17 protein-coding genes are annotated in these 22,696 nt (G+C 43.6%); 8 read left to right on the top strand and 9 right to left on the bottom strand.

Annotated elements, in window-relative coordinates:
• Positions 1 to 131 precede the first annotated feature (131 nt).
• Positions 132 to 437 carry a hypothetical protein gene (locus tag DS891_RS07745; protein WP_010604263.1) on the bottom strand — a complete coding sequence of 102 codons (306 nt, stop codon included), beginning with the start codon at positions 435 to 437 and terminating at the stop codon, positions 132 to 134.
• 96 nt (positions 438 to 533) lie between these two features.
• Between DS891_RS07745 and DS891_RS07740 the strand changes: the two genes are divergently transcribed.
• Positions 534 to 1,439 carry a LysR family transcriptional regulator gene (locus tag DS891_RS07740; RefSeq protein ID WP_174169416.1) on the top strand — a complete coding sequence of 302 codons (906 nt, stop codon included), beginning with the start codon at positions 534 to 536 and terminating at the stop codon, positions 1,437 to 1,439.
• On the opposite strand, the gene DS891_RS07735 is transcribed toward DS891_RS07740, so the two are convergent.
• Positions 1,422 to 4,022, bottom strand: coding sequence for a TonB-dependent receptor (locus DS891_RS07735; protein WP_174169415.1), 2,601 nt, complete (start codon positions 4,020 to 4,022; stop codon positions 1,422 to 1,424). The genes DS891_RS07740 and DS891_RS07735 overlap by 18 nt on opposite strands.
• Positions 4,023 to 4,121: 99 nt before the next feature.
• Here DS891_RS07735 and DS891_RS07730 point away from each other — a divergent pair, with 99 nt between their 5' ends.
• Positions 4,122 to 6,227, top strand: coding sequence for a winged helix-turn-helix domain-containing protein (locus tag DS891_RS07730; RefSeq protein WP_174169414.1), 2,106 nt, complete (start codon positions 4,122 to 4,124; stop codon positions 6,225 to 6,227).
• Positions 6,228 to 6,262: 35 nt separating this feature from the next.
• On the opposite strand, the gene DS891_RS07725 is transcribed toward DS891_RS07730, so the two are convergent.
• From DS891_RS07725 to DS891_RS07710, 4 genes are all read right to left on the bottom strand, one after another.
• On the bottom strand, positions 6,263 to 7,591 hold the full coding sequence (locus tag DS891_RS07725; protein WP_174169413.1) for a TonB family protein: 1,329 nt from the start codon (positions 7,589 to 7,591) through the stop codon (positions 6,263 to 6,265).
• A 258-nt stretch (positions 7,592 to 7,849) separates the two neighbouring features.
• Positions 7,850 to 10,426, bottom strand: coding sequence for a TonB-dependent receptor (locus DS891_RS07720; RefSeq protein ID WP_174169412.1), 2,577 nt, complete (start codon positions 10,424 to 10,426; stop codon positions 7,850 to 7,852).
• 271 nt (positions 10,427 to 10,697) lie between these two features.
• A complete protein-coding gene (locus DS891_RS07715; protein ID WP_017217546.1) occupies positions 10,698 to 11,924 on the bottom strand; it encodes a threonine/serine exporter ThrE family protein in 1,227 nt (408 codons plus the stop codon).
• Between the two features lie 339 nt (positions 11,925 to 12,263).
• Entirely contained in the window at positions 12,264 to 13,274 is a 1,011-nt protein-coding gene (locus tag DS891_RS07710; protein ID WP_010379361.1) for a LacI family DNA-binding transcriptional regulator, read from the bottom strand.
• A 137-nt stretch (positions 13,275 to 13,411) separates the two neighbouring features.
• Here DS891_RS07710 and DS891_RS07705 point away from each other — a divergent pair, with 137 nt between their 5' ends.
• Positions 13,412 to 15,895: a prolyl oligopeptidase family serine peptidase gene (locus DS891_RS07705; RefSeq protein WP_174169411.1), complete on the top strand. Its 2,484-nt coding sequence runs from the start codon at positions 13,412 to 13,414 to the stop codon at positions 15,893 to 15,895.
• Between the two features lie 280 nt (positions 15,896 to 16,175).
• Here the strand turns inward: DS891_RS07705 and DS891_RS07700 are convergent, their stop codons facing one another.
• The 3 genes from DS891_RS07700 to DS891_RS24495 form a co-directional block, all read right to left on the bottom strand.
• Positions 16,176 to 17,024 carry a DMT family transporter gene (locus DS891_RS07700; protein WP_010604254.1) on the bottom strand — a complete coding sequence of 283 codons (849 nt, stop codon included), beginning with the start codon at positions 17,022 to 17,024 and terminating at the stop codon, positions 16,176 to 16,178.
• A 186-nt stretch (positions 17,025 to 17,210) separates the two neighbouring features.
• Positions 17,211 to 17,993 carry a Rossmann-like fold-containing protein gene (locus tag DS891_RS07695; RefSeq protein ID WP_174169410.1) on the bottom strand — a complete coding sequence of 261 codons (783 nt, stop codon included), beginning with the start codon at positions 17,991 to 17,993 and terminating at the stop codon, positions 17,211 to 17,213.
• Positions 17,994 to 18,471: 478 nt separating this feature from the next.
• Positions 18,472 to 18,645 (bottom strand): hypothetical protein, encoded by a 174-nt coding sequence (locus DS891_RS24495; RefSeq protein WP_254605761.1) that lies wholly within the window; start codon positions 18,643 to 18,645, stop codon positions 18,472 to 18,474.
• 281 nt (positions 18,646 to 18,926) lie between these two features.
• Between DS891_RS24495 and DS891_RS07685 the strand changes: the two genes are divergently transcribed.
• The 5 genes from DS891_RS07685 to DS891_RS24490 all read left to right on the top strand — a co-directional run.
• Positions 18,927 to 19,181: a helix-turn-helix transcriptional regulator gene (locus DS891_RS07685; RefSeq protein ID WP_174169409.1), complete on the top strand. Its 255-nt coding sequence runs from the start codon at positions 18,927 to 18,929 to the stop codon at positions 19,179 to 19,181.
• A gap of 63 nt (positions 19,182 to 19,244) precedes the next feature.
• Positions 19,245 to 19,562: a hypothetical protein gene (locus tag DS891_RS07680; RefSeq protein ID WP_227387781.1), complete on the top strand. Its 318-nt coding sequence runs from the start codon at positions 19,245 to 19,247 to the stop codon at positions 19,560 to 19,562.
• The gene (locus DS891_RS07675) at positions 19,528 to 20,100 is read left to right on the top strand and encodes a hypothetical protein (protein ID WP_174169408.1); all 573 of its coding nucleotides are present in this window, start codon (positions 19,528 to 19,530) and stop codon (positions 20,098 to 20,100) included. Before DS891_RS07680 ends, DS891_RS07675 begins: the two co-directional genes overlap by 35 nt.
• Before the next feature lie 294 nt (positions 20,101 to 20,394).
• Positions 20,395 to 20,742: a hypothetical protein gene (locus DS891_RS07670; protein WP_174169407.1), complete on the top strand. Its 348-nt coding sequence runs from the start codon at positions 20,395 to 20,397 to the stop codon at positions 20,740 to 20,742.
• Positions 20,700 to 22,696, top strand: a 1,997-nt coding sequence (locus DS891_RS24490; protein ID WP_368032188.1) for a contractile injection system protein, VgrG/Pvc8 family, incomplete at its 3' end; no start/stop codon positions are given. The genes DS891_RS07670 and DS891_RS24490, both read left to right, overlap by 43 nt.

The following is a 22,696-nucleotide window of genomic DNA, read 5'->3' as shown; positions in this document are numbered from 1 at the left end:
TTATCCTAAATTTTCATTCACTTGTTGTAACTTCAAGATGAAGTTTTTAGGCATTCTACTTGTCACCAGAATAAAAACCAATGTTTGCGATTAATTGTCGGTTAAGTCTGATAAAGCAAAACCGTTATCTTTTATAGGCCAAAATTCAGCGCGCCTGAATAATCAGCCTGAAACGGCATTAGATGATTAAGTGCATACGAAATGTTGCCTTTGTCATCCATGATGTAGATAGAAGCACCACAGTGTTTGCAAAAACCATGCTCTTGGATGGTTTGAGCTTTCGAATGCGGCACCACAAATCGTTCGAGAGATTTACAAGGATTTTCGATCAGACCGTGAGCCTGAATAAACTGCACACCAGTGCATATTTCGTTGGCTGTTGTCGTGGTGAAAATACGATAGTGGATCTGGCCGCAGTGGCACGACGTGGTGATCATGTTGATGTCCTTTGTTTTCTTTTTAGTTAAGTTTACTTTTTATTTTTAGTTAATATATATTCATTTGGTGTAAAGACTTTTTCCCAAGAGGAAATAATGAGAAAGGAATACGATAAACTTCACTTACTTAAAATATTATGTTGTGTCGCTGAGCAGCACTCCTTCAGCCGAGCTGCAGAGCAGCTCGGTACCACGACATCCGCGGTGAGTAAATCGATAGCTCAGCTAGAGTCATCTTATGGACAAGTACTTTTAAATCGAACAACCCGTAAACTCGCCTTGTCTGATGCCGGTAAGTTGGTTTATGAAAAAGGGAAAAAGATCCTTCGCGCGCTACGCGATTTGGAAGAGGAAGTTGAACAAGTTGGTGTGCATCAATCCGGGCATCTAAAAATAACCTTTCCAAATACGATAGGGCGTATGCTACTGAGCCAAATTTGTATCGATTTTCAAAAGCGCTATCCACAAATAAAGTTAGAGCTGATGTTTACTGCAGCAAATCAGGATTTAATCGAAGATGAGATTGATGTCGCTTTTAGGCTCTCTGCTGCACTTAAAGACAGTCAATTTTATGTCTTGAAATTAATCAATATAAACTCGACTTTTGTTGCAGCTCCCTGTTATTTGGCGGCGCATGGGAAGCCCGAGCAATTGGACGAACTGAGTAGGCATAACATGTTGTTATCAAAACTTAATCATGTTGAAGATAGTTGGCATGACGGAACTCGAAGTTATGCTTTGCAAGGTAATTTGATAGCGAACAGTCGCTTTCACATTCGAGAGGCGGTGTTGGCAGGATTGGGGATTGCCATGCTACCGTCTTATTTCTGCCAACGGGATATTGATTCGGGCGCTTTGGTTGAGCTGTTTCCCGAGCAAAATAGGCCTGAAGTTACTTTGCATGCCATATATAAAGTGAAACGAGAGCACTCTGCAAAGCTAGATTTATTCTTAGGGTTTGTACAGGCGCAATTATCATGCAAATCAGAATTGGTACCTTAGCCCCGCGTAGTAGCGCCGACCATTCACATATACCCCTGTTGGTGCGTACTCATTGCGGTCATAGGTATAGATTTGTTCGTCGGTTAAATTAATAAACTCAAATTGTGCATCAAGGTTATCACTTAATTTCACCGTGAGGCTGCCGTCTAACTGACCGTAGTTATCCATCATGGTCTCGCCTACACCGGTGGCAAACTGGGTTCGATAATTATAGCTAAGCCGTGCGCTAAATTGGTGGTTCTCGTAGTAAGCGGTGAGGTTAGCGCTGTGTTTTGAGGTGCCTGGCACTTTGTTCTGTAAGCCAACGTCAGCGTTGTCACGTTCTCCATCAACATAGGTGTAATTGGCGATTAACCCAAATCCGTACGCAAGTGTCTGCTGGTAGCTTAGTTCAACGCCACGGATACTGCCGCCAGGGCCATTACTGGGCCTATCGATAGACATCAAAATGCTTTCATGACGCTCAAGCTTTCGCTCAAACTCAATAAAAGACTCCACATCTTTGTTAAATAAGGCGATTGAGGCGAGTCCTGCATCGTCAAAGTACCACTCAAGGCTGGCATCAAACTGCGCCGCTCTATATGGATCTAAGCTGGCGTTACCACCTTGTCCTTGAGCTTGGGTCACGTTGTAATTGGTTGAGGGCATAAGGTGGTGAAATTGCGCTCGTGACATGACGCGCGCAACGGAAAAACGGCCAACCAGACTTTCGCTTAAATCAAACTTGATATTGGCGCTGGGTAGAATATCGATGTAATCCCGAGATTCTTCATGCCAAACATAGCTATCGGGCGCTTCGATGGGGGAGGCGACACGTTTAAATGCGGCAGAGTCTTGAAAGGTTTTGACCACCCGTACCCCAATGTTGGCTGCATAGGATTCACCAGCGAGTTGCATTTGACCGTAAGCGGCGGCGGTTTTTTCTGTAATATGAAAACGACTGGCTTTTTCTATCTCTTGTTCAAAATTGAGCGTATCGAAGTCTTTGGCGAGCAGTGTAATATCGGCATAACTGTAGTTTTTTAAGGTGTTTGCACTACCTACGCCGCGCAAATAATCATCCACAAAAGTGCCCGGATAGGCGGCCAGTGTAGTGCCAAGCTCGCCGGCTAGACCATCAAGCCCTCCATCTTTTGAGCGATAGCGCAAAAAGTCCCGTTGATGGTCCTTGAGTTTAATGCCAAACTTAATCGCGTCGACCTGTTTAAAGTCGATATCGTACGCAAAATCGGCTTGTGCGAAGTATGATTTATCTTTGCCATCTTGGCTGTCATTTCGAGCTTCGGTGATAAACCAACTCGCCGCATCTAACGGAGAAGTTCCATAACTTGCGATAATGTTTTTTCGCATTGACGTATCAACATGAAAACGGGTGTTAGCAGAAAACTGTGATGTGACGTCTTCTTTGGTGCCACCTGAGCCGTGGCTTAGACCCACTTGAAATTGGCTCGACCAATAAATACCGTCATAGGCTAAGTCTAGATGAGCACTTTTAGTGCTGATCTGCGAGTCTCGCCAAATGGCTTCCATGCTGGTATTGAACGGCGCTGCTGTGGGTAAATAGTGGGCGCTCACCAAAGTACCATCTTGTACTTGTAAATCGGTTACCCCGCCGCCTAGGTCAATAGACTTTGCACTTTGCCAGAGAAAGTTTTGATTGTTGTTGTCTGCGTTTAGATGAGAGTAAAGTAAGTGACTATTTAACCTAAGCCGTGGGGAAAGCTGAAATGCGGCATTGACTGTATAAGCTTGTAACTCTCTTTGCTGCTGAAAAATCGCGGAACCCCCACCTCCTGGAAACCATAACGTCTGGCTTTTGTCTTGTGGGGTCTGCTGGGTGGCATACCAAGTATCACCTTCACCTTGGTATAATGTTCTATCGTGCCACCCCCACGATTCTAGGCCGTCGCGTCTGAGGCTGCGATCTCGTCGTGTTGCGGTAAAAAGTACAGCATAGTCGCCACTTTCGCTATGGTAGTTATAAATTGCAGATAATTGTGGGTCGAGTTTATCGCTCAAGTCACTGTATTGGAACTGGGCCGTTACAACGCCATAGCCTGAAGGCGTAAGCAGAGGGTCGCGGGTTTTTATATTGATTGCACCACCTAATGACCCTTCATCCTGCATAGCTTGTGGTGTTTTGAACACCTCAAGGCTAGAGACGATTTCACTGGGTAATAAGGTAAAATTAAAGCCTCGGCTTGGCTGACTTGAGATCCACCAATCAGCGGAGGCGAGATATTGACCATTCAAATAAGTTCTATTTTGCTCGGGGGTTGTGCCTCGCACGCCGATCCGCTCACCTTCACCTTGTGCTCGAGAGAGTGAAATACCGGTGATCCGTTGCAGCGCCTCTGCGACGTTTTTATCTGGAAACTTACCTATGTCTTCAGCACTGATCGTATCTGAAACTTGTTGATTGTGACGTTTATTACTGAGAGACTTGACAACGCTGTCATGGAAGGCACGGATTTCGATGCGTTCTATGGTATTTTCAGCTGTCTGATTTTGCTCAACGGCATAACTTGCAGCTGTGATAAAGAATGCGCTACAAGAAACTGTTCGGATGAGAAATTCTGACATTGTGCTCAACTTATAATACGAGTAAGTTACCTTTAGTTGATACTCATAATACGCTTTTATTACGAGCCTAACCATAGTTTTACAAATTTTTAGTAGTTGATGGTTGAAAACCTAGAAAAACGTTTTTTAATCAATGAGATACTTGTCGACCTGAGCAATTTATCTGTGTGTGTTGACGGTTCTTGGAGAAGCATCGAAGCGAAACATGCTGCATTATTACGTCTATTGATTGCTAACAAGGGACAGGTTGTTACCAGAGATGCCATCTTAGATATCGTATGGCCCGGTACTATCGTCAGTGATAACTCTGTTAGCCAGCTGGTGGTACAGCTACGTAAGCTGCTTGGTGACAGTTCAAACGAGCCAAAAATAATTAAAACGGTACCACGCCTAGGTTATCAATGTATTGCACAAATTGAAAAAGCCCCGACGCTACTTGAGCAAGTAGAGGAGTTGTCTCGTGGGCGTGGCGCACAATTTGCGCTGCTCGGGTTTTTTATGGGTCTTGTGGTGACTTTGCTTGGCGTTTTTATTACCAAGCAGTGGCAAAGTGACTTGCAACAGCAGCCCGTCACTGCAACTCGGATCACGTCCTCACCGGGTGCTGAAGTCTTTGTGCGCTTTTCTCCAAATGGTAACTATTTAGCCTACAGTTATTTAGCTGAGGGAGCCGATCAATTTGATTTGGCGGTCTATGATCTTGAGACTAAAACAACCCATACGATAAAAAGCAGCGGTTATAGTGAAGAGTCAGCAAGTTGGTCTTTAGATGGTAACTGGCTGATTTATTCGCGCTCGGATCCGGTTTCCTGTGAAGTACGGGCGTTACACGTTAAAGGTCCAATAGAAATGTGGCGACTAGCGCGCGATAGCGTGCTTGGCAGCTGTAATAGTGCACAAGACTCAGCGCCTTGGCTAGAATATCGAGCGGGCCATTTTATCACTAAGTCTTGGGATAAAGCTGGGACCTATTTGCAATCTGTAGCGGTCACTTTTGCGGATAATCAACCTAAAGTGCTCAACACCACGGCGTTGCCTATTCGCGATGTAACACATTATCAAGTTAACCAACAAACGCTGTTGTATCAGGTAAAAGAGCAGGGCGTTTATCGGCTTAATCTGGGGCAACTTGGGGACCTTGAAAGCCAAACCACCACACTCTCCAAGCAGTCTTTTTCGGCATTGAGTCATGGTTATGAGGACGATACGGTTATTATCGCCAAACAAAACTTGAGTGTACTTAAAGGTCGTGAGCAACAGTTATTATACTCCGGATTTGGTGCGATATCTGAGATTGATGTCAATGCGAACTTGCGTGCTTCGGCGCACACTGAGGGCGTGGCTGAAATTAACTTTTATCAGCTTGCTGTAGACGCACAAAGCGAAGCACAGCAAAAGCAGTTGACGTCGCCCGCTCGAATGGACCTACTTGCCGCATTGTCTGATGATGGCGCACATTTTGTGTATGCCTCGGTGACAACCAAAAATAACGATGCGCCACAATTTGAGCTGTGGCATAAACATGCTTTTCGGCCAACGTCGAGTTTGCTTGGTACGATGCCGCTGGGAGAAGTGCCTATTTTGCTATTGCTGTCGCCTAATAACGAATATCTCGCCGTATTATCAAAGTCGCACAAAGTGTATTTAATAAGCTCTTTTACTAAAGAGGTGAAAAAAGTAGTTGATAACTTTGCCGAAATTGCCGACTTGCATTGGTCACAGGATGGTAGAAACCTGTATTATCGAGCGAAGCTCTCGGCGGAAGCAAAATGGCAGGCATGGCAATTTACCGTATCTCAAGGGCGCAGTGAGCAACAACCTCTGGTAACGCACTCACCTGATTTACCTCTTACTCAAAAGAACCCTAGCTTTGTGGGGTATAAAGAACAAGTTAGGGAATACCTAATTACTGCGCTCACTGAGACATTTGATGTAGAGCAGTTACGTGGGTCTTTATCTCTTTATCAGCCTGCAGTATATAGAGATGGGGTTTACTTTGTACTGAAAAGAGGCCACCAATTGGTGCTTTATCGTTATTTAAGTAGTGAAAACAAGGTCGAAGAAGTTCAACCAATTGGGTTACACCTTTACGCGGGGTTTACCGAGTTACAGGTATTATCAAGCTTTGATGGCAGTCAGGTAGTATTCAATCGGATCAACAACTATGAAAGTGACATAGTATTACTGGAGTACGGTGACCGATGAAGACATCAATGTTACGAAGCCCAGGTTGAGTACAGTTAGTTAGCTAGCTTTTGCTGGAATAAGCGTATTGCTTTACTACTCCAATTGCGCTGTGATGCCGACTTCAATGCTTGTGAGGCAAGCTTCTTGGCCTCTGCCTGATTATCTGTAAGCTTGGCAGACAGTAGCAGCAGTTCAGGGTGTTCGGGATCGATGGTGAGACCATGACGCAGCCAAGCCTTTGCCTGAGTTTTGTCGTTGAGACGAGTTAAATAAGTGTTTGCTAATAGAAGTGTGGAGCGCAAATGGCCGTTGTTCGAAGCTTCGGTAAGTACTTGTAACGCACGTTGAGTATTTTGCAGCTCTGTGTTTGTAAGTAGTGATCGTGCTAAGCGATATTTTGCGATATCCATGGTTTGTGCTGCGTGTTCAAGCCAAAGTACACTAAGTCGATGCTCTCCCACATTGATAAGTTGAGTTGCTAAGCGATATTGTGCCAAGTCCAAGCCATTTTTGGCTGCAGCTAAATATAATTCATTTTCTGGTTCTTCAGCGCGCCAGTGATAGCGCAGCAGCTGATACGCGTTGTAATCTTTCATACTCAACCAGTTAGCAATATAGTATTGTACTTGCGCCACACCACGTTCTGCAGCGTCGATATTCTGCTTTAGCTGTTTTTCGTAGGCCTTCTTTTGAATGGCTAAGGTTTCGCGATATTGCTCGCCTTTATATGTCGCAAAATGGTAAATCAGCGTGTGTGCTTGCTTTGGTCCACTATATCGCCACTTCTCTACAGCATTTAACAGGCTAGCGGTGAATATATGCTTGGGGTAGCTATCTACGACCTCAATATTGGTTGCCTTACCGCTTTGGTCGATATCAAACTCTAACCAAACCCAGCCCTCAACCCCTTGTCGTACGGCCTCATCAGGATAGTCAGGTAATACATCGTGAGTTTTACTCGGCGTAGAAACGATATTGGGTTGTTTGAGCCGGGCAAGTGTTGAATCAAGTAAGTAGGTGTCTGCCAAACGATTTTTTTGAAGTGTTACGAAATCTTTTAGGCCACTTTGGTCGTCGGACTGCTGCAAAACGAGTTGCGCAGTTTGAAAGGCTTCAGCAATACCGAACTCTTTAGCCAATGAAAACCAAGCAAAGGCATTTGCGGCACTTTGTTCGGTTCCTTGACCGTACAAATACATCACCCCAAGATTATACATGGCGTCTGCATTACCTAACTGAGCTAGGCGATTGAATTCAGAAAATGCAAGAGTGAATTCTTCATTCTGATAGGCGAGGGTAGCATCATAAAGATCGGCTTTTGTCTGCCAACTTATACTCAGAAAAAATGAAAAAATAAGCCCAGAAATGAGATTGTTGCGCATTTTATTGATTACTCATCCTCGGGCTGCTCTTTGGGGTTGCTGTGGCCATTTTTAATAGGCTATATAACCACAATATAAGGGAAATTTAAATAATAAAAGCTGATAGCAAACGCTATCAGCTTTTTGGAACTCCGGGCAGGGAGTTTACTAAGTCGAACCTGTGTTAGCTTGGAAGCGACTTAATTCGAGTCATGAAACTATTTCCTTACGACTAATAAGACCAGATTTAGCGGTAAAAGTTTCATTCGCTATTCGGTGTTAGAAGTTAAATCTAACCCCCGCGCTAAAACGCCTTCCATCGGCATAGACACCCGTTAGTGCTTGCTCAACTCCCTTTTCCTGATAGCTAAATGTATGTTCATCCGTCAAGTTGATGGCCTCAAGAATAAATGCCACATTCTCATTGTAGTTATAGGTAAGGTTGGCATCTACTTGACCATAATCGTCAATGTATCCTGGCCAGTCGCGACCTGTATCATACCCTGTTCTGAAGTTGTATGAGATACGGGCACTAATGAATTCGTTTTCATAATAAGAACTCAAGTTAACAGTATGCTCAGAGTTGCCTGGGATGGTGATGTCGTTACCTTCATCATCTTTGGCTTCACCATCTACATAGGTATAGTTAGCTGCAACGCCAAAACCTTCGTATAATTCTTGTTGATAACCGACTTCTAGGCCTTGAATGCGGCCTGCTTTCCCATTAACAGGGCGGCTGATCAGCACTTCTTTACCTTCGTGAGTTTCAAGTGCTGGTTGGCTCTCGATAAACGACTGAATATCTTTGTAGAAAAATACCGCAGAAAAAAGACCTGCGTCGCTAAAGTACCACTCGATACCGGTATCAAACTGCGTCGCTCGATATGGGTCGATGTCAGGGTTACCGCCAGTGCCTGTTTGTGTTTCTAGGTTGTATGAGGTTGATGCTGTCATATCGGCGTAATCTGGGCGAGACATAACTCGTGCCGCAGAAAAACGCATTAATAAATCGTCATCTAAGTCAATTGCCAAGTTAATGCTTGGAAGAATGTCGAAGTAGTCCTTTTCTTCCGTTGTCCATACCTCAGCACCGGACTCACCTGCAAACGCGGATGAGGTTTGTTTGGTATTTACAAGCCTTACGCCTAAATTACCGCGTAGACCATCTGCATCCAGATTCGCTTTAATGTAGCCTGCGGTAATTTTTTCATTGATATCGAAAGTACTGGCCTTCAATACTCGGTAATTCCAACCCAGCGCATCACCTTCTTGGCGTATTTTATCTGAATCAGTGATTGCATAGCTGCGCGTTGTGCCTGCTGAGCCTATGCCTGAAAGGTAATCAGAAGGCATGGCTTTAGAGTAATCAGCTAGACTCCAGTTTAAGTCGGTACGATTATCCGTTGTGTGTTTGGTATTAAAACGACTGTGATCACGATATTTAAAGCCTACTTTGATCTGGTTAAAGATAGCGACATCAATTGGGCGTTTAAAATCGGCTTGAAAATAAGTTTCATCATCTTTCGCATCATTGCTGTCATAACGTAAAAAGCCTAAATTCCATTTATCACCATCGTTTGGATCGGCAGCATAACTGGTCTTTACGTCTTCCTCTTGTGACGCATCAAAGCTGTGAACATAGTTGCCTTCCCAACCAACGGAGCGATCCGCTTGTGAACCACCCGAACCTTCTGTGTAACCTAAGTGATATGAAGATTCCCAAAGTTGCCCTTGATGTTCAACTTTTAAGTCGTACGATTTGGTTTTGAGCTCAGAGTTACGTACTTTGGTCTCATCCAGAATGTTATTACCATCTGGTGATAAGCCAAGCGTCCCGCCGACGGCCATCTTTCCAACTACGGGGTGGTCGATAACGGTAATGTCAGTATATTGTGAGCCGCCGTAACCGGGTAACCACAGGAAGTTTTGGTTTTCATTGTCGGCTTCAAGTGTAGAGTCTAACGCATTGAATACAATGTCCATATTTTCATTTGGACGATATTGCAAGGCGAGGTTTATACCCGTGCGCACGCGCTGCTGTGAGAACATTGCTGAGCCGCCACCGCCAGGGCTGTAGACATTGTCGACGACGGTACCGTCTTCAAGTGTGATATCACGATAGGTCCAAGACCACGCTTCAATACCATCACGACGTAAGTTGCGCTCTTGGCGCACGACAGAAATTAAGGCGCCAAAAGATTCATCATCGGTCTTAAAGTTGTACATAGCGGAAAGTTGCGGGTCGGTTTCACCTGACACTTCGCTGTGCTGTGCGATAATTGAACCTGCAATTTTATTTGCTTCTAAATCAAGCGGCTTACGTGTTCTAACAATCACGGTTCCACCAATAGAGCCTTCGTCAATATCGGCTTCTGGTGATTTGTAAACTTCAAGCCCAGAAATGATTTCAGAGGGTAACATTGTGTAGTTAAATCCACGGCTCGCCGCTGAGTTAGTCCACCAGTCCGCTGAGCCAACAGCTTGACCATTTAATAAGGTCCGGTTTTGGCTTTCACCTGTGCCTCGAATGCTAACGCGTTCACCTTCACCAAAACTACGCGTGATTGAAACACCGGTAATTCGTTGTAATGATTCGGCAACGTTTTGATCTGGAAATTTGCCAATGTCTTCGGCGGTTACTGCATCAACAATGGCGTCTGAGTATCTTTTTGTATTGAGTGATTGAACAACGCTGCCACGGATCCCTCTGACTTGAATAACTTCAACTTCACCATTTTTAGCTGCTTCTTGATTGTTGTTTTCTTCAGCGAGAGCTAGACCCGGTGCAAAAAGTACCGAGCCGAGCAAAGATTGGCTGATTAATACAGCCAGTTTTTTCTTGTTATTGCGAAACATAAATTCCCCTTGAGTGCTTACTTGTGGTTGACCTCGAGAAAGATTAAACACCAGCGGGGTTTGTTAAATCTTGAATTGAAATGAATAGTTATGAATTTGGTGGTTTTTGCTTTAATTTTTCTTATTTTATTGAAATATATGGTTATAAAATAATTTTTTCTGGATTTTGTGCTGTTTAAATTAAGTTTACTAGAGTGATTTCGCTTTGTTTTTTGTTAACATTCATAACTACAAAGAACTGGAAAGTCGCCTTTCCAGTTCTTTTTGCGCGTTATAAGCTCTTTTTAGGTGGCAGTACAACGTTTGAGAAGATAAGGCCAGCGATAAGAGACATAAATATTAAAAAGGTTTGTTGGCCAATATGGTCTGCATGAACAAAGCTTTGGCCTTCAATTAAAGAATTAAGTCCAATATAGGTTTTAGAACCAGGGACCAACACAATCAAACCTTGCATTGCAACAATGGACGCAGGGGCATTTACCACACGGTTAAAGATATTACTAAAGACACCCACTGCAAATGCACCTACAAAAGTACCAAGTGCATAATCAAAGTAAACCGCAGAGCTGATACTGGCTGCGTAGGCGATAAAGCCTGATGCGAGTGACCAACTTGCATGGCGTAACTTTGTTCTAAAGATAATAACTAGGCTGCTACAAAGTAATAGCACTGCAAGCCAAGCCGTCCAACGTGGTAATGGTGATGGTTGTATAAAATCAACTTGTCCAAAAAACGCAAACCCTAAACTGATCCCCAAAAATGCACCGAAGTAGAGCTTAAAGAGCAACATAATAGAGTCCATGACTCTAGCGGTGCCTGACACTAGATGACGAGCCGATAATTCCGCAAACCCAAGCGCCAGCGCCAAGCCAGGTATAAACACGATAATGGCCGAAAGTACCACCAAACGGATGTTGACCTGCGGGTCAATGTACACAGACACAGCGCAGGCAGCAACCGCTGATACGATGGCGACCAAAGGCTCAAGCATATGTGTTACGCGTTTGGAAATACTTGCCCAAAGCACGAATATGTAGACCACAAGCGATATTAGCGCCGACCACCAAACGTCATTCCAGCTAGTTCCCATCAGCATCGCAAATGCGCCACTTGAGGTTGCAAATGCAAGACCCGTCATTAACTTATTATAAGGGGGCTTAGCGTGCAAAATGGCTTCAAGGCATTGTTCAGCTTCTTGGATTGAAAGCTCACCAGATAACACGCGTGTTGCGACGTCATCCGTATCTGCCAATGAACCTAAATCATGATCGCCGGGATCAACTCGCGCCACATGGGTATATTCTTCTTCATGACCTTCGGTCCAAATTACAAAAGTGACAGATGTCGGAGACATGACAAAGGAAGACTTTAGCCCTAGGTGAGTGGCTATTTCCATTAAATGTGCTTCGAGTCGATAGGCAGGGGTACCGTATTTGTGAAGCATTTTGCCTAACTTCACAATAAAGCGGCGTTTCTCTGTAAAGGTTGCGTTATTCAACGAAAGAGAACCTTAAATATGTAATGCCAATTCTACTGAATGAAGCGAATTGGCGAAAATGTTAAAAAAGTATGGTGTTTGAAATTAAAAAAATCAAACTGAGCTCATCATGGGTACGCGCTGCTAGTAAGGTACATATCATTGCTTTTACTAGATTTTAGTTATGTTTTTGCACACGAATTTGATATTCGCAACAGACTATTTGCATAGGTAAATTTGGCGGCCAAGATTGCTGCGAATTCTATCCAGATTCTCAGTAATGTCTATAGTTTTGGCCGCAAATATTTGCATTTTTTATAAGCAGGTATCAGCGCTACATTTATTGCTAAGCGCTAAGAGTTACGATGATTCTCTGATCTGCAATGACACATCCACTAGGGTTCTAACGGCAGGTTGCGATTTGTTTAAAATTTCGGATAACGTATGGCATGTCCGCTTACCGATGTCGTCGGCATCAATTCTAACGCTCGTTAATGCGGGCTTCATCAGCTGGGAGTCTTGCAAGTCATCAAAACCGACAACCTTGATGTCTTCACCAGGTACTAGTCCGTGTTCGCGCATGGCTTCAATTGCACCGTATGCAATGACGTCACTAAAGCAAACGATAGCTTTTATCTCTTTATGGTCAGCGATGAGGGTGTTAAACGCTTCTCGGCCCCCTTGGCGATTGGTTGGAGCAGCGATCGCAGGTTGCGCTTCATTTAATCCATTGAGCTTTAGAGCGCTTTGGAAACCAGACAGTCGCTCATGGTAATCTGAAATTTCGGGAGTACCACCCAGAAAAGCAATGTCTTTTATGCCTTGCTCAATGAGGTGAGTCGTTGCTAGGTGAGTCCCTTTTTTATTGTCAGGTAGAATACAGGGGGCTTTCGCGAAGGCCACTTCACGCATAATGGTAATAACTGGAAATCCAGAGTCAGCCAATTGGTCCAGCCACTCTCGTGGAGTACTTGGTGCAGGCACCATAACAAAAGCACAAACGTTGTATTCTTTAAGTGTGTTAACCACTTGGCGTTGGCGATTAAAGTCTTCGCCTGTATTTACCAGCATAGGCACCATACCTAATGCGTAAATATGCTTTTCTAATCCAACAGCAAGCTGAGCAGAGTACGGGTTAGTTAAGTCGTTGATAACAACCGCAACAAGATTAGACTTTTTACTACGTAGCGCTGCTGCGTCGCGATTATAAACATACCCCAGCTTTTCGATGGCTTTTAGTACTTTCTCTTTGCTTTTATCGCTGACTTTATCGCTATGCGTTAGGACAAGGGATACTGTTGATTTAGAAACTTGTGCCTCTTCGGCAACATCAAAAATGGTAACCTTAGCGAGTTTTTTATCGTTGTTCATGCTAATTCGTATCAATTATGGCTGGTTAAGTGACTAAGTGTACATCAAGTTTTCATCGCATTAAATCGCAAATCTCTGCACATTTCCCGATAATCGTTATATGATCACCTGCTAAACGCCGAAGATAGGTAAATACAGTGAAATTATTAAAACAAATCACATTTATCATATTAATGACTACCGTATCATATACGGTATGTGCACAAGAGCAAGGCTACATGACACCTTCTCCAGAGCTGGCAAAGCTTGTTGATGCACCATTGATCCCAACCTCTAAATTGAGTGCAAATGGTAATTGGTTGGCATTGTTACAGCGCAATAGGGTACTCACGCTCGAAGAGCTTGGACAGCCAGAGCAAGCGCTTGCGGGGATAAAGTTCAATCCGCAAACCTTTATGCGGACCTCCAGCCGCCAATATAGCTCTATTGAGTTTAAACATGTCGCAACCGGTGCCTTAATTAAGGTGACAGGTCTACCTAAAGGCAAGATCAAGTCTCCAAGCTGGAGTGCAGATAGCCGCTATCTTGCGTTTATTCTTGAACAAGAAAATAGTGCTACGCTTTGGGCTTACGATATTGAGCAGCGCAATCTTAAACAGCTTACTCAATCAACATTAAATGGCGTGGTGACTTCAACACCATACCAGTGGTTGCCAGACAGTACTGCAATTATCGCGAATATTGCTATTAATCATGGCAAACAGCCAAGCGCAAAAGATAAATCCAGCCTAACGCCAATAATACAAACCACATCTGGCAAAAAAGCATCAACACGCACTTATCAGAATTTATTGTCTAGTCCCTATGATATTCAGCTATTTAAGTTTTATTCTGAGGGGCAGTTAATTAAGCTAAATCTGAATGCCAGCGCGCAGCAAATTGGTAATCCAACGTATCTTAAACATTTCTCTGTTTCGCCAGACTCTACCAATCTAGTGGTTGGTATGATGGCAGATCCCTTCTCATTCCAAGTGCCTTACAGCCGTTTTCCAGCGGTATGGCAAGTGTGGGGAATGCGTGGCTATCCATTATTTGAAGTTGCAAGACAACCACTAGCCGACGCACTGCCTGCGGGCTTTGATAGCGTGAGAGAAGGGCCTCGAAAGATCCAATGGCGTGACGACCATGGCGCGACACTGATATGGGCCGAAGCGCAAGATGGTGGGGATATGAGTGTGGAGGTTGACTACCATGACCACCTTTATACGATTAGTTCGCCATTCAAAAAGGAACCTGAACTTTTCGCAAAAGTAGAGCGTCGTTTTTCAAGTATTGAATGGGCTGATAACAATGTTGCGATTTTGAATGAATGGCGCTTTGCCGATCGCAGTATTCGTTCTTCTGTATTTTCTCCGCGTAATCCAGAGCAAAATCGCATGGTGTTTTCAGAGCGCAGTTATAATGATGCATACAAAGATCCTGGCAACTTTGTATATGAAAATAGTGATTTAGGTTCAAGAGTATTGAAGTTAGTTGGAGGCAGGTATTTGTTTTTAACGGGCAACGGTGCATCTGAGAAAGGTAATATTCCTTTTTTAGATCGTTTTGACGTAAAAACCAATACTTCAACTCGTATTTGGCAGTCGAGCGAACCTTATTACGAAAGAGTGCGTGCAATGTTAGATGACGAAGGTATGCGCTTTATTACCGTGCGTGAGTCACGCCAAGAACAACCCAACTTTTTTGTCCGTGACTTACAGTTTGATACTTTGGAGCAGCTAACTAAGTTTGCGCACCCTTATCCTGCATTTAAAGGTGTTGTAAAAGAGCAAATCAAGTACAAACGTGATGATGGCGTTGAGCTATCCGGTAATCTTTATCTTCCTACAGATTATGACCCATCAAAAGGCCGTATACCTGTGTTGATGTGGGCTTATCCGCTCGAGTTTAAAGATAAAGCCGTTGCTTCGCAGGTGCGTGAATCGCCTTATCAATTCCCATATATTGGCTATTGGGGGCCAATGCCGTATTTAGCAAAAGGTATTGCTGTTTTTGATGATCCGACGATGCCGATTGTCGGGGCAGGCGACACACAACCAAATGATACATTTAGGCAGCAATTGGTTGCGAGTGCGAAAGCTGCTGTTGATACCTTAGTAGAAAAAGGTATAGCAGATCCTAAGCGCATTGCGATTGCAGGGCATTCTTATGGAGCATTTATGGTGGCTAACTTACTCGCCCATAGTGACTTGTTTGCCACTGGCATTGCACGAAGCGGGGCTTATAATCGCACCTTGACGCCATTTGGTTTCCAAGGTGAGCCGCGTAACTTCTGGGAAGCGCAAAACGTCTATGCCAGCATGTCGCCTTTCTTCCACGCGGAAAAAATCAATGAACCTATGTTGATGATCCATGGAGAGGAAGATCCAAACTCAGGTACTTTTCCTATGCAGTCTAAACGTATGTTTGCTGCAATGAATGGTTTAGGTGCCAATGCAAGGCTGGTGATGTTGCCAGAAGAAGGCCATGGGTATAAAGCACGAGAAAGTATTTTACATGTGCTTTGGGAGCAAGAGCAGTGGCTCGACAAGTATCTGTTTTCTGAGAAGGAAGACGCTGTTCTTGAAGGCGCATCAACAGAAGAAGTGATACCGCTCGTAACGGAAGCGACAGTTAACTAACATAAATCGATTCAATAGAGGGAGTAGTAGATCTACTCCCTCCATTTACCCTATTTCAGTAATACGAAAATTAAGTTAACCTGAGGTTTGGATAAGGAGTGAGCTAATTCATTGCTTTTAACATTACATTAAACTATTTCCTTATCTAGCCAGAGAGTTTTGGGGATAACAAGGCGAATTTACGTACTAATAGCTGGCTATTGGAAGTGAATTCAACGCTGTTAGCGCAAAAACTGGCTGCTAGAAAGGCATTAATTATCCTAAGCTCAGGTTAAACTACCTACTCTTTACTAGACACCGAACTGCCGACGGAAGCGGTAATTACCATAAAAATAGCAAGCCATTGCCAAACAGTCAGTAACTCTCCAAGAATTAAAAAGCCAGCCAACGCCGCAACCGCAGGTTCAACGCTCATTAAAATACTAAACCCTTGTGCGGGCATTTTTCGAAGCGCTACCATTTCTAGGCTATAAGGCAGGGCGCTGGATAACAAACCAATTGCGATACCCAATGGAATAAGTGACCAATTAAGGAGGGCTACACCTTGAGACATCACGCCAAACGGTACGATAGTAAGCGCGGCAACCGTCATGCCGATTGCCACAGTCACCCCGCCGGAGCTTTCGTTGCCTGAGCGCTTACCATAGAGAATATATCCTGCCCAACAAGCGCCAGCAACCAAGGCTAAAGCAACACCTACTGGGTCCAAACCATTGACATCGCCAAGATCTGGTAACAACAGCAAAATTCCTAAAATAGCAAATGCAACCCACAAATAATCACGTTTCCGTTTAGATGAAAATAGCGCTACGGCGAGTGGCCCGGTAAACTCTAAGGCCACACCAATGCCAATAGGGATACGTTCAATGGCATAGTAAAAGGTGATATTCATGCCGCCCAAACATAGGCCATAGACGATGAGTGGTCGCCAGTTTGTCGGTAAATGACGCCAAGGCTTGAACACCAAGCACAAAATAAGAGCTGAAAATCCTAGGCGATATGCTGTGGTGCCCTCAGGCCCAACAAATGGAAATAACTGCTTGGCAATAGAGGCTCCAGATTGGATGGTGATCATAGCGCAAAGCAGGCATAAAATCGCAATGACAAAGTCGCGGCTAAGTAGTGACATTGAGACCCCAACAAGATAAATAACAAGCTTAAAAGATGGCGATATAAGGCTAGTCTAATCGTGTCTAAATAATGGCTCAATTACTTTTGTATATTTTATGCCTTTATTGGTTTTTGAAATGGTTATTTGTTGATTTATTTACTTTTAATTTTCAGTATTTTCTTTTTGTTATTGTTCCAATTGTGCTTACGTATTCAGGTAGTTAAGCCAAGCACTTTCATGTCTTTGCATATTTTTATGCTTTTTCGAATTAAAGTGTGCAAGCCTATCGCGGTCATTGATAAAAGGGCCAGCCCTACAAATAGTACAGTAGTTATCACCCAAATAATCAGGTACTTTGAGTTTTTCTTTTATGGCGTGAGCTGGGTTAACAGACCAGTAATAGCTAATGCCGCTGGTGTCTTTTACATGTTTATCACGGTCGACATTGCGAATTTGATACTCTGGGAACTGTGAAATCTCAAACTGAGACTGACCGAGGTAATATTGTTCAAGTCCGTTGATCAGGCTGCCTTCTAGATCCCACTCTATATAAGGTTTTACGTCCTTAGAGGTAATGATCCCTAGCTGAGCGCCTTTAGGATCAAGTGCATGAGCCGCTGCGTTTATTAAGAATTCTCGCAGCAATTTCCGATTGAGGCTGTTAACGCTCAAAGTCTGGTTTTTGAAGCTTTCAAGCGAGTCAAACGCAGGAATGAGAGGAAACTGAAAAATTACCGCATCAAAGGCATGCGACGGCACTTTTTGCCAACAATGTGCCTCTGTGACATCAAATTGAGTCACTACATCAATCCCTAGAGTATGTAGTTTATCAAATGCATTATCTTGATATTTATGCTTAAGTTCACCTTCACTGTCGTAAACACTGGCAGTAAGATGGGCTGGAGCAAAGTACTTTGCTAATGAATATGAGAAGCTTAAATCGCCGTCACCAACGGTAAGAATACGCCAGTTTTTATCGAGTATCATGGAACTGTCTAAATCAGTAAAACGAGGAGTTTATCAAACTAGGCAGTTATCTTGTAGCAATTGGCTCTTTTATTAGTTTAAAACCAACTAGACAAAATACACCCGCCAAAAACCAAATGCTCCCAGCCAAAATTGCAAAACTGGTGGTTTTTTCAGGGAAAACTATAGCTAGCGGCAGTGTAATTGCTCCCCTTACTAAACATAAGGTTGAAATAGTAAAGATGGCAGGGCGAAGCATAGGTAATGGTTTGATCCACTTGAGGCCCGAAAGTGCGTAGACGGTCAAACGTACGCAAAGTCACTCTAAATATTTCCCCCAGTCTTGTGCCTGCCATAGCATTTTGTGCGGTTTGGATAGTTGGTTTATCTGTCCGTTTGCTTGTCAGCTATAAGTTTTCGTTGTGTACCTTTTTGCTCACGTTGGCGATACGCTAACGCACATAATGGGCACTTAGTATCTTGATGCAGTCCAGAGAGGCTAAAAAAAAGAACACTTTCCAGATAAAATATAGATGAGTAATCGGAAGGATGTAATTTCGATTGCGTCTTGAGTCTCAACACGTAGCTTCATGGTGCTTAAATCAGTTGAATTATCTGGCTCACCAATTTGCGTCATGCTTGTTTCAAACGTTTCAGTCTTACGTTTTCTCATGTTGCTGTCCTTTTTAATATGCTGAAAATGCCAAAAAGGAACGTGATGTGCGTAACGCATTGCTTTTTCAGTGTGCGTTACTTCAAGTACAGCGCCTTACTGTTCCTTCTAGTGTCAGATCTTACAAAGGTACGAGTCCAAAAGCTTAGACTGTTTCATATTTTCACACTTGACCGTTTCATTTGTTTAACACAAAATACACAAACAAGGCTCAGGCAGGACTATAGCGTTGTCATTGTTAGTAAAAGAATATTAATGGAGTACCCTAAGGGAAAAGATAAATGACAATTAAAGCAAGCAGTTTAGTACAGCAACTGAGGTTTGCCGCAGGATACTCTGTAATTCAGTTTGCAAAGAAGATGGGCGTTTCGAAACAAACCATCTACAACTGGGAGAGCGGCCTGACAACACCGGATTTAAACCAAGTAATTAGAATGTACATTGTTTGTGGATTGAACCCCAAGTCTTTACTACCAAAGCGAAAAAAAGCAGTAATGATGAACTTGGTGATACCGATACCAACCTCGATTAAATAGCGCAATTTGCAATCAAGATTGTTACACTATGCATACAAATGTTATTAACATAAGGAATACAAAGTGTATAAAAAAGAACCTAATTACATCTCAAAGCAACTACTTCCTGATGAACACTTAGGCAGTATTATCGGTTCGGGTGGTGTGGTCGGTGATTGCGCTCAAATTAACCGTAGGCAAGTAAGAGACAATATAGCGACCTCTGTAGTACAAGTCATTTCTCACAAGTACTTGCGACTAATTACGGGCTCTGGCGGTGTAGCTGGTGGTGGAGGCGGTCAAGTTGATCCTCAACAAGTGGAAGGTGCGATACAACGCCTTACTTTAAATCTAGCAACGAGAAATCATGAGTACGTTATATCAAGTCATAATGGAAAATAACCACCTAATCAATATTTCGATTTGGGTGGTTTTGATAATTTCAGTCTTTCTAAGTAAAGACAGCCCTAATGTTCAATGGTTAGCAGTCAATATTTTATTTGCACGCACATTAGACATTGCACTGTATGAACCTGCTTTAAAGCTGGGCGGATGGTTTTACTTTATAATGGCGACGCAAAATTTGCTTTTGATGGCGCTCATCATAAAACGCAAACAGATTGCAAACTATATAGCGCAGTTCAATTTAAGCTTTATCAGTCGCTTTGCACAAAAAAGCGCAAAAGACTTTTCCCTAACACCAAATGAGCTCACTTACATACTCATTTTAGCAAGTGCTGCTCTCATTCAAACTGCGTCCCTTATCGAGCGAGGGTTTAGAAAGCTAACTGACTTTAACCCAATGTTTATCTATAACGCGTACCCAAGCTTGATGCACATACTCACTATTCTTTCCGTGCTGGTTGTATTTTCATTAGTCATTGATGCTTATCGTGGTTTCTATACTCGTCGTGACTCTACAAGCCGCAGCTCAATGTGAGAGCATGGCTCGGAGTAAATTAGCTTTGTACTATCACATAACGTGCAGAGGTTACTTTTATTAAAATTGGAGAATTCTCATGATATTGTTACCCAATGATATAGCTAAAAAAATAACAGGAGCAGCAGGCGGTGGAGTAACTAGTCCTGACCTACCTGAGAGAAAAGAGTAAAGTTTGGGTGTAGATTGATTTATATACATGATAAAGTATTAGAAGTAGCCTATTACGTGTTCTAAGGAAATAGTACCGCGTATTGGTGGAACGGCTTTAACCAACAACAGTGGACATAAAAAATGCAAACAAGGATTGTGGTGTATGGTACTAACCATCCTGTACATGTCGTCGATTTTGAACTCACGACCTGTATCAATAGCGGCTTTTTACTCAAAGCGAACCTAGAATCCCAATTTGACCTGGCTGATGAATTACTTGTCGGCAATATGCTCACGTTTGAAATTGAGTCACCAGATGCAATATCGACGTATTTCACTGGGACTTTGTTTGATATCCAATCTGGTTTTGTGTCTGAGCACACCTGTGGTGCAGAGGTGGTCTTAAAGCCTCGCCTTGAGTTACTTAAGCAAACAGAAAAAGCCAAATCTTTGTACAAGCCAATGTCCAGTCTGTCCTCAATAAGCTGATACAAAAAGCCGGCTATTCACAAGACCGGATAAAATGGCGAGTCACTAAAGATTTACCCACGCTACCGCAGTGCGTACAAGCGCTAGAAAACGACTACACCTTTTTCACCCGACTCTTAGCAAAGTACGGTTTAATTTATTGGTTTGAATGCCATGATTTTATTGAATCGATAGTGATTGCCGAGGGGAATCTTGCAAGCCCCTATATTGAGCGAGGCTTGCTGTCGGTAACGGATAAAGATGGTCTGGTTCACGAGCATGAAACTGGCTTTGTTGGGTTTACGCAGTGCCAAAGCCGCCATCGTTTTAGAATGGGTGGCTCACAAGTGCATGTAAATGCCCATCCGCCTACCTCCGTCAGCTCGGCGCAGCGCAGCTATTTTGAACCTGCTGCACACAATCCCGCTGAGCAATTTGAGCGCACAGGTAATCTAGAGCTTGCCTATCAACAAGGTAAAAATGAAGTCACGCTATTAGGAAACGTAGCCGAAGCCAATGCCGGTTATTCGTTTTCGTTAAATGGTAAATTGGGCACAGCGAAAGGTGGCGATTATACCTGTATTCGCAGTAAACAGGTGTATAAGCAAGGCAGTGCCAATGACCCTAAGCAAGTTGCGCATCATAGCGAGTCGGTGTGTGTACCACGGGGTGAGCCAATACGTATCGCGCTCCCAGAGCATAGTCCTAAGCCGATGGTGTTTACCGCCACGGTACGTTCACTGTCGGGGTCAAAGACCAATCCTCATCTAGATACCCAAGGGCAATATGCCACGCAAGTACATTTTGATAGTCAGGTGACTGAATCGGTAAAGCGCCTCACACAATAYGCCTGTCGTGGTCAAAAGCAACCGACAGGGTTACACTTTCCACTGCTGCCAGACAGTAATGTGCTCATCGGTTGTATGAACAACGACCCTGACCAAAGTTACYTGTTAGGGTTTGCGCTTAATGACACGCAACCATCTGTTGTTACTAGCGCCAATAACGCCCAAAACGTGTTGTGCTCTCGCGGCCAAAACCTGTTGATGTTTGATGACACCCCAAAAACCCCGCATATTGTGTTGCAAACCYTAGCGGGCAAYCAGCACTTGGTGTTACATGGKGATAAAAAGCAGCCTTATATYCACTGGCTTGCGCAACTTGGCGCRATGAATATTTTTGCAGCCAAAGACATACAACTTGGCAGTGTTAAAAGYGCAATTCGACTACTCACCAATAAAACCTTTATTGCCAGCGCCAAACAACAACTGGCACTGGAGAGTAAAAAGTCRGTSATTGCCGATGCAGCAACCAACCTAGACGTCACCGCCAATCAAATTGACGYCAGCGCCAARCAARATWTSACCCTTAAGGCGGGTCGCAGYCATCGCAGTGTTATCCAAARTGATATCAACCTCAAGGCAGACAAYAAYCTYACCATCACCGCCCCGGCGGGAAGTCAAATCATTCAAAGCCAAGGCAATATCACGATTAAAGGTAGTGGCTCTGGCAACCTCACCCTTGCCAATGGCGGCAGTGAAATCAGCATTGACTCAAGTGGTAACGTCAACATCTTTGCAGACAAGCTACTGACCTTAAAAGGCAAAGCCATGACCGTGTTTGACGGCAGCATGGAGCAAGATATTGGTGGTAAACAAAGCGCCACGATGCCGAGTGTACCGCAAATTCAAGCGCTCTCTGAGAATGCTCGACTCTCACTTGCCGCCGATGGCATTGCCACCATGATGAGCAGTACCATTGAGTTGTCTTATACTTATCAAGATGGCAGCCCAATTATGGGCGCACCTTATACCATTCGATTTGCAAACGGCACAGAGYTGACCGGTTACTTAGACGACAGCGGTAAAGCAAAAATTGAGAATGCACCGCCTGGTCAATACACCGTGCAATATGGTGAGGATAAACGCGATTACCTGCCAGAAGATAATCGCCCTAAAAATCCACTGTATGGAAA

Origin of the sequence: Pseudoalteromonas sp. JC28 (assembly GCF_013319255.1) — a bacterium.
GTDB lineage: Bacteria > Pseudomonadota > Gammaproteobacteria > Enterobacterales > Alteromonadaceae > Pseudoalteromonas.
The sequence above is the reverse complement of the archived record's forward strand: the minus strand, read 5'-3'. Positions and strand labels throughout refer to the sequence as shown.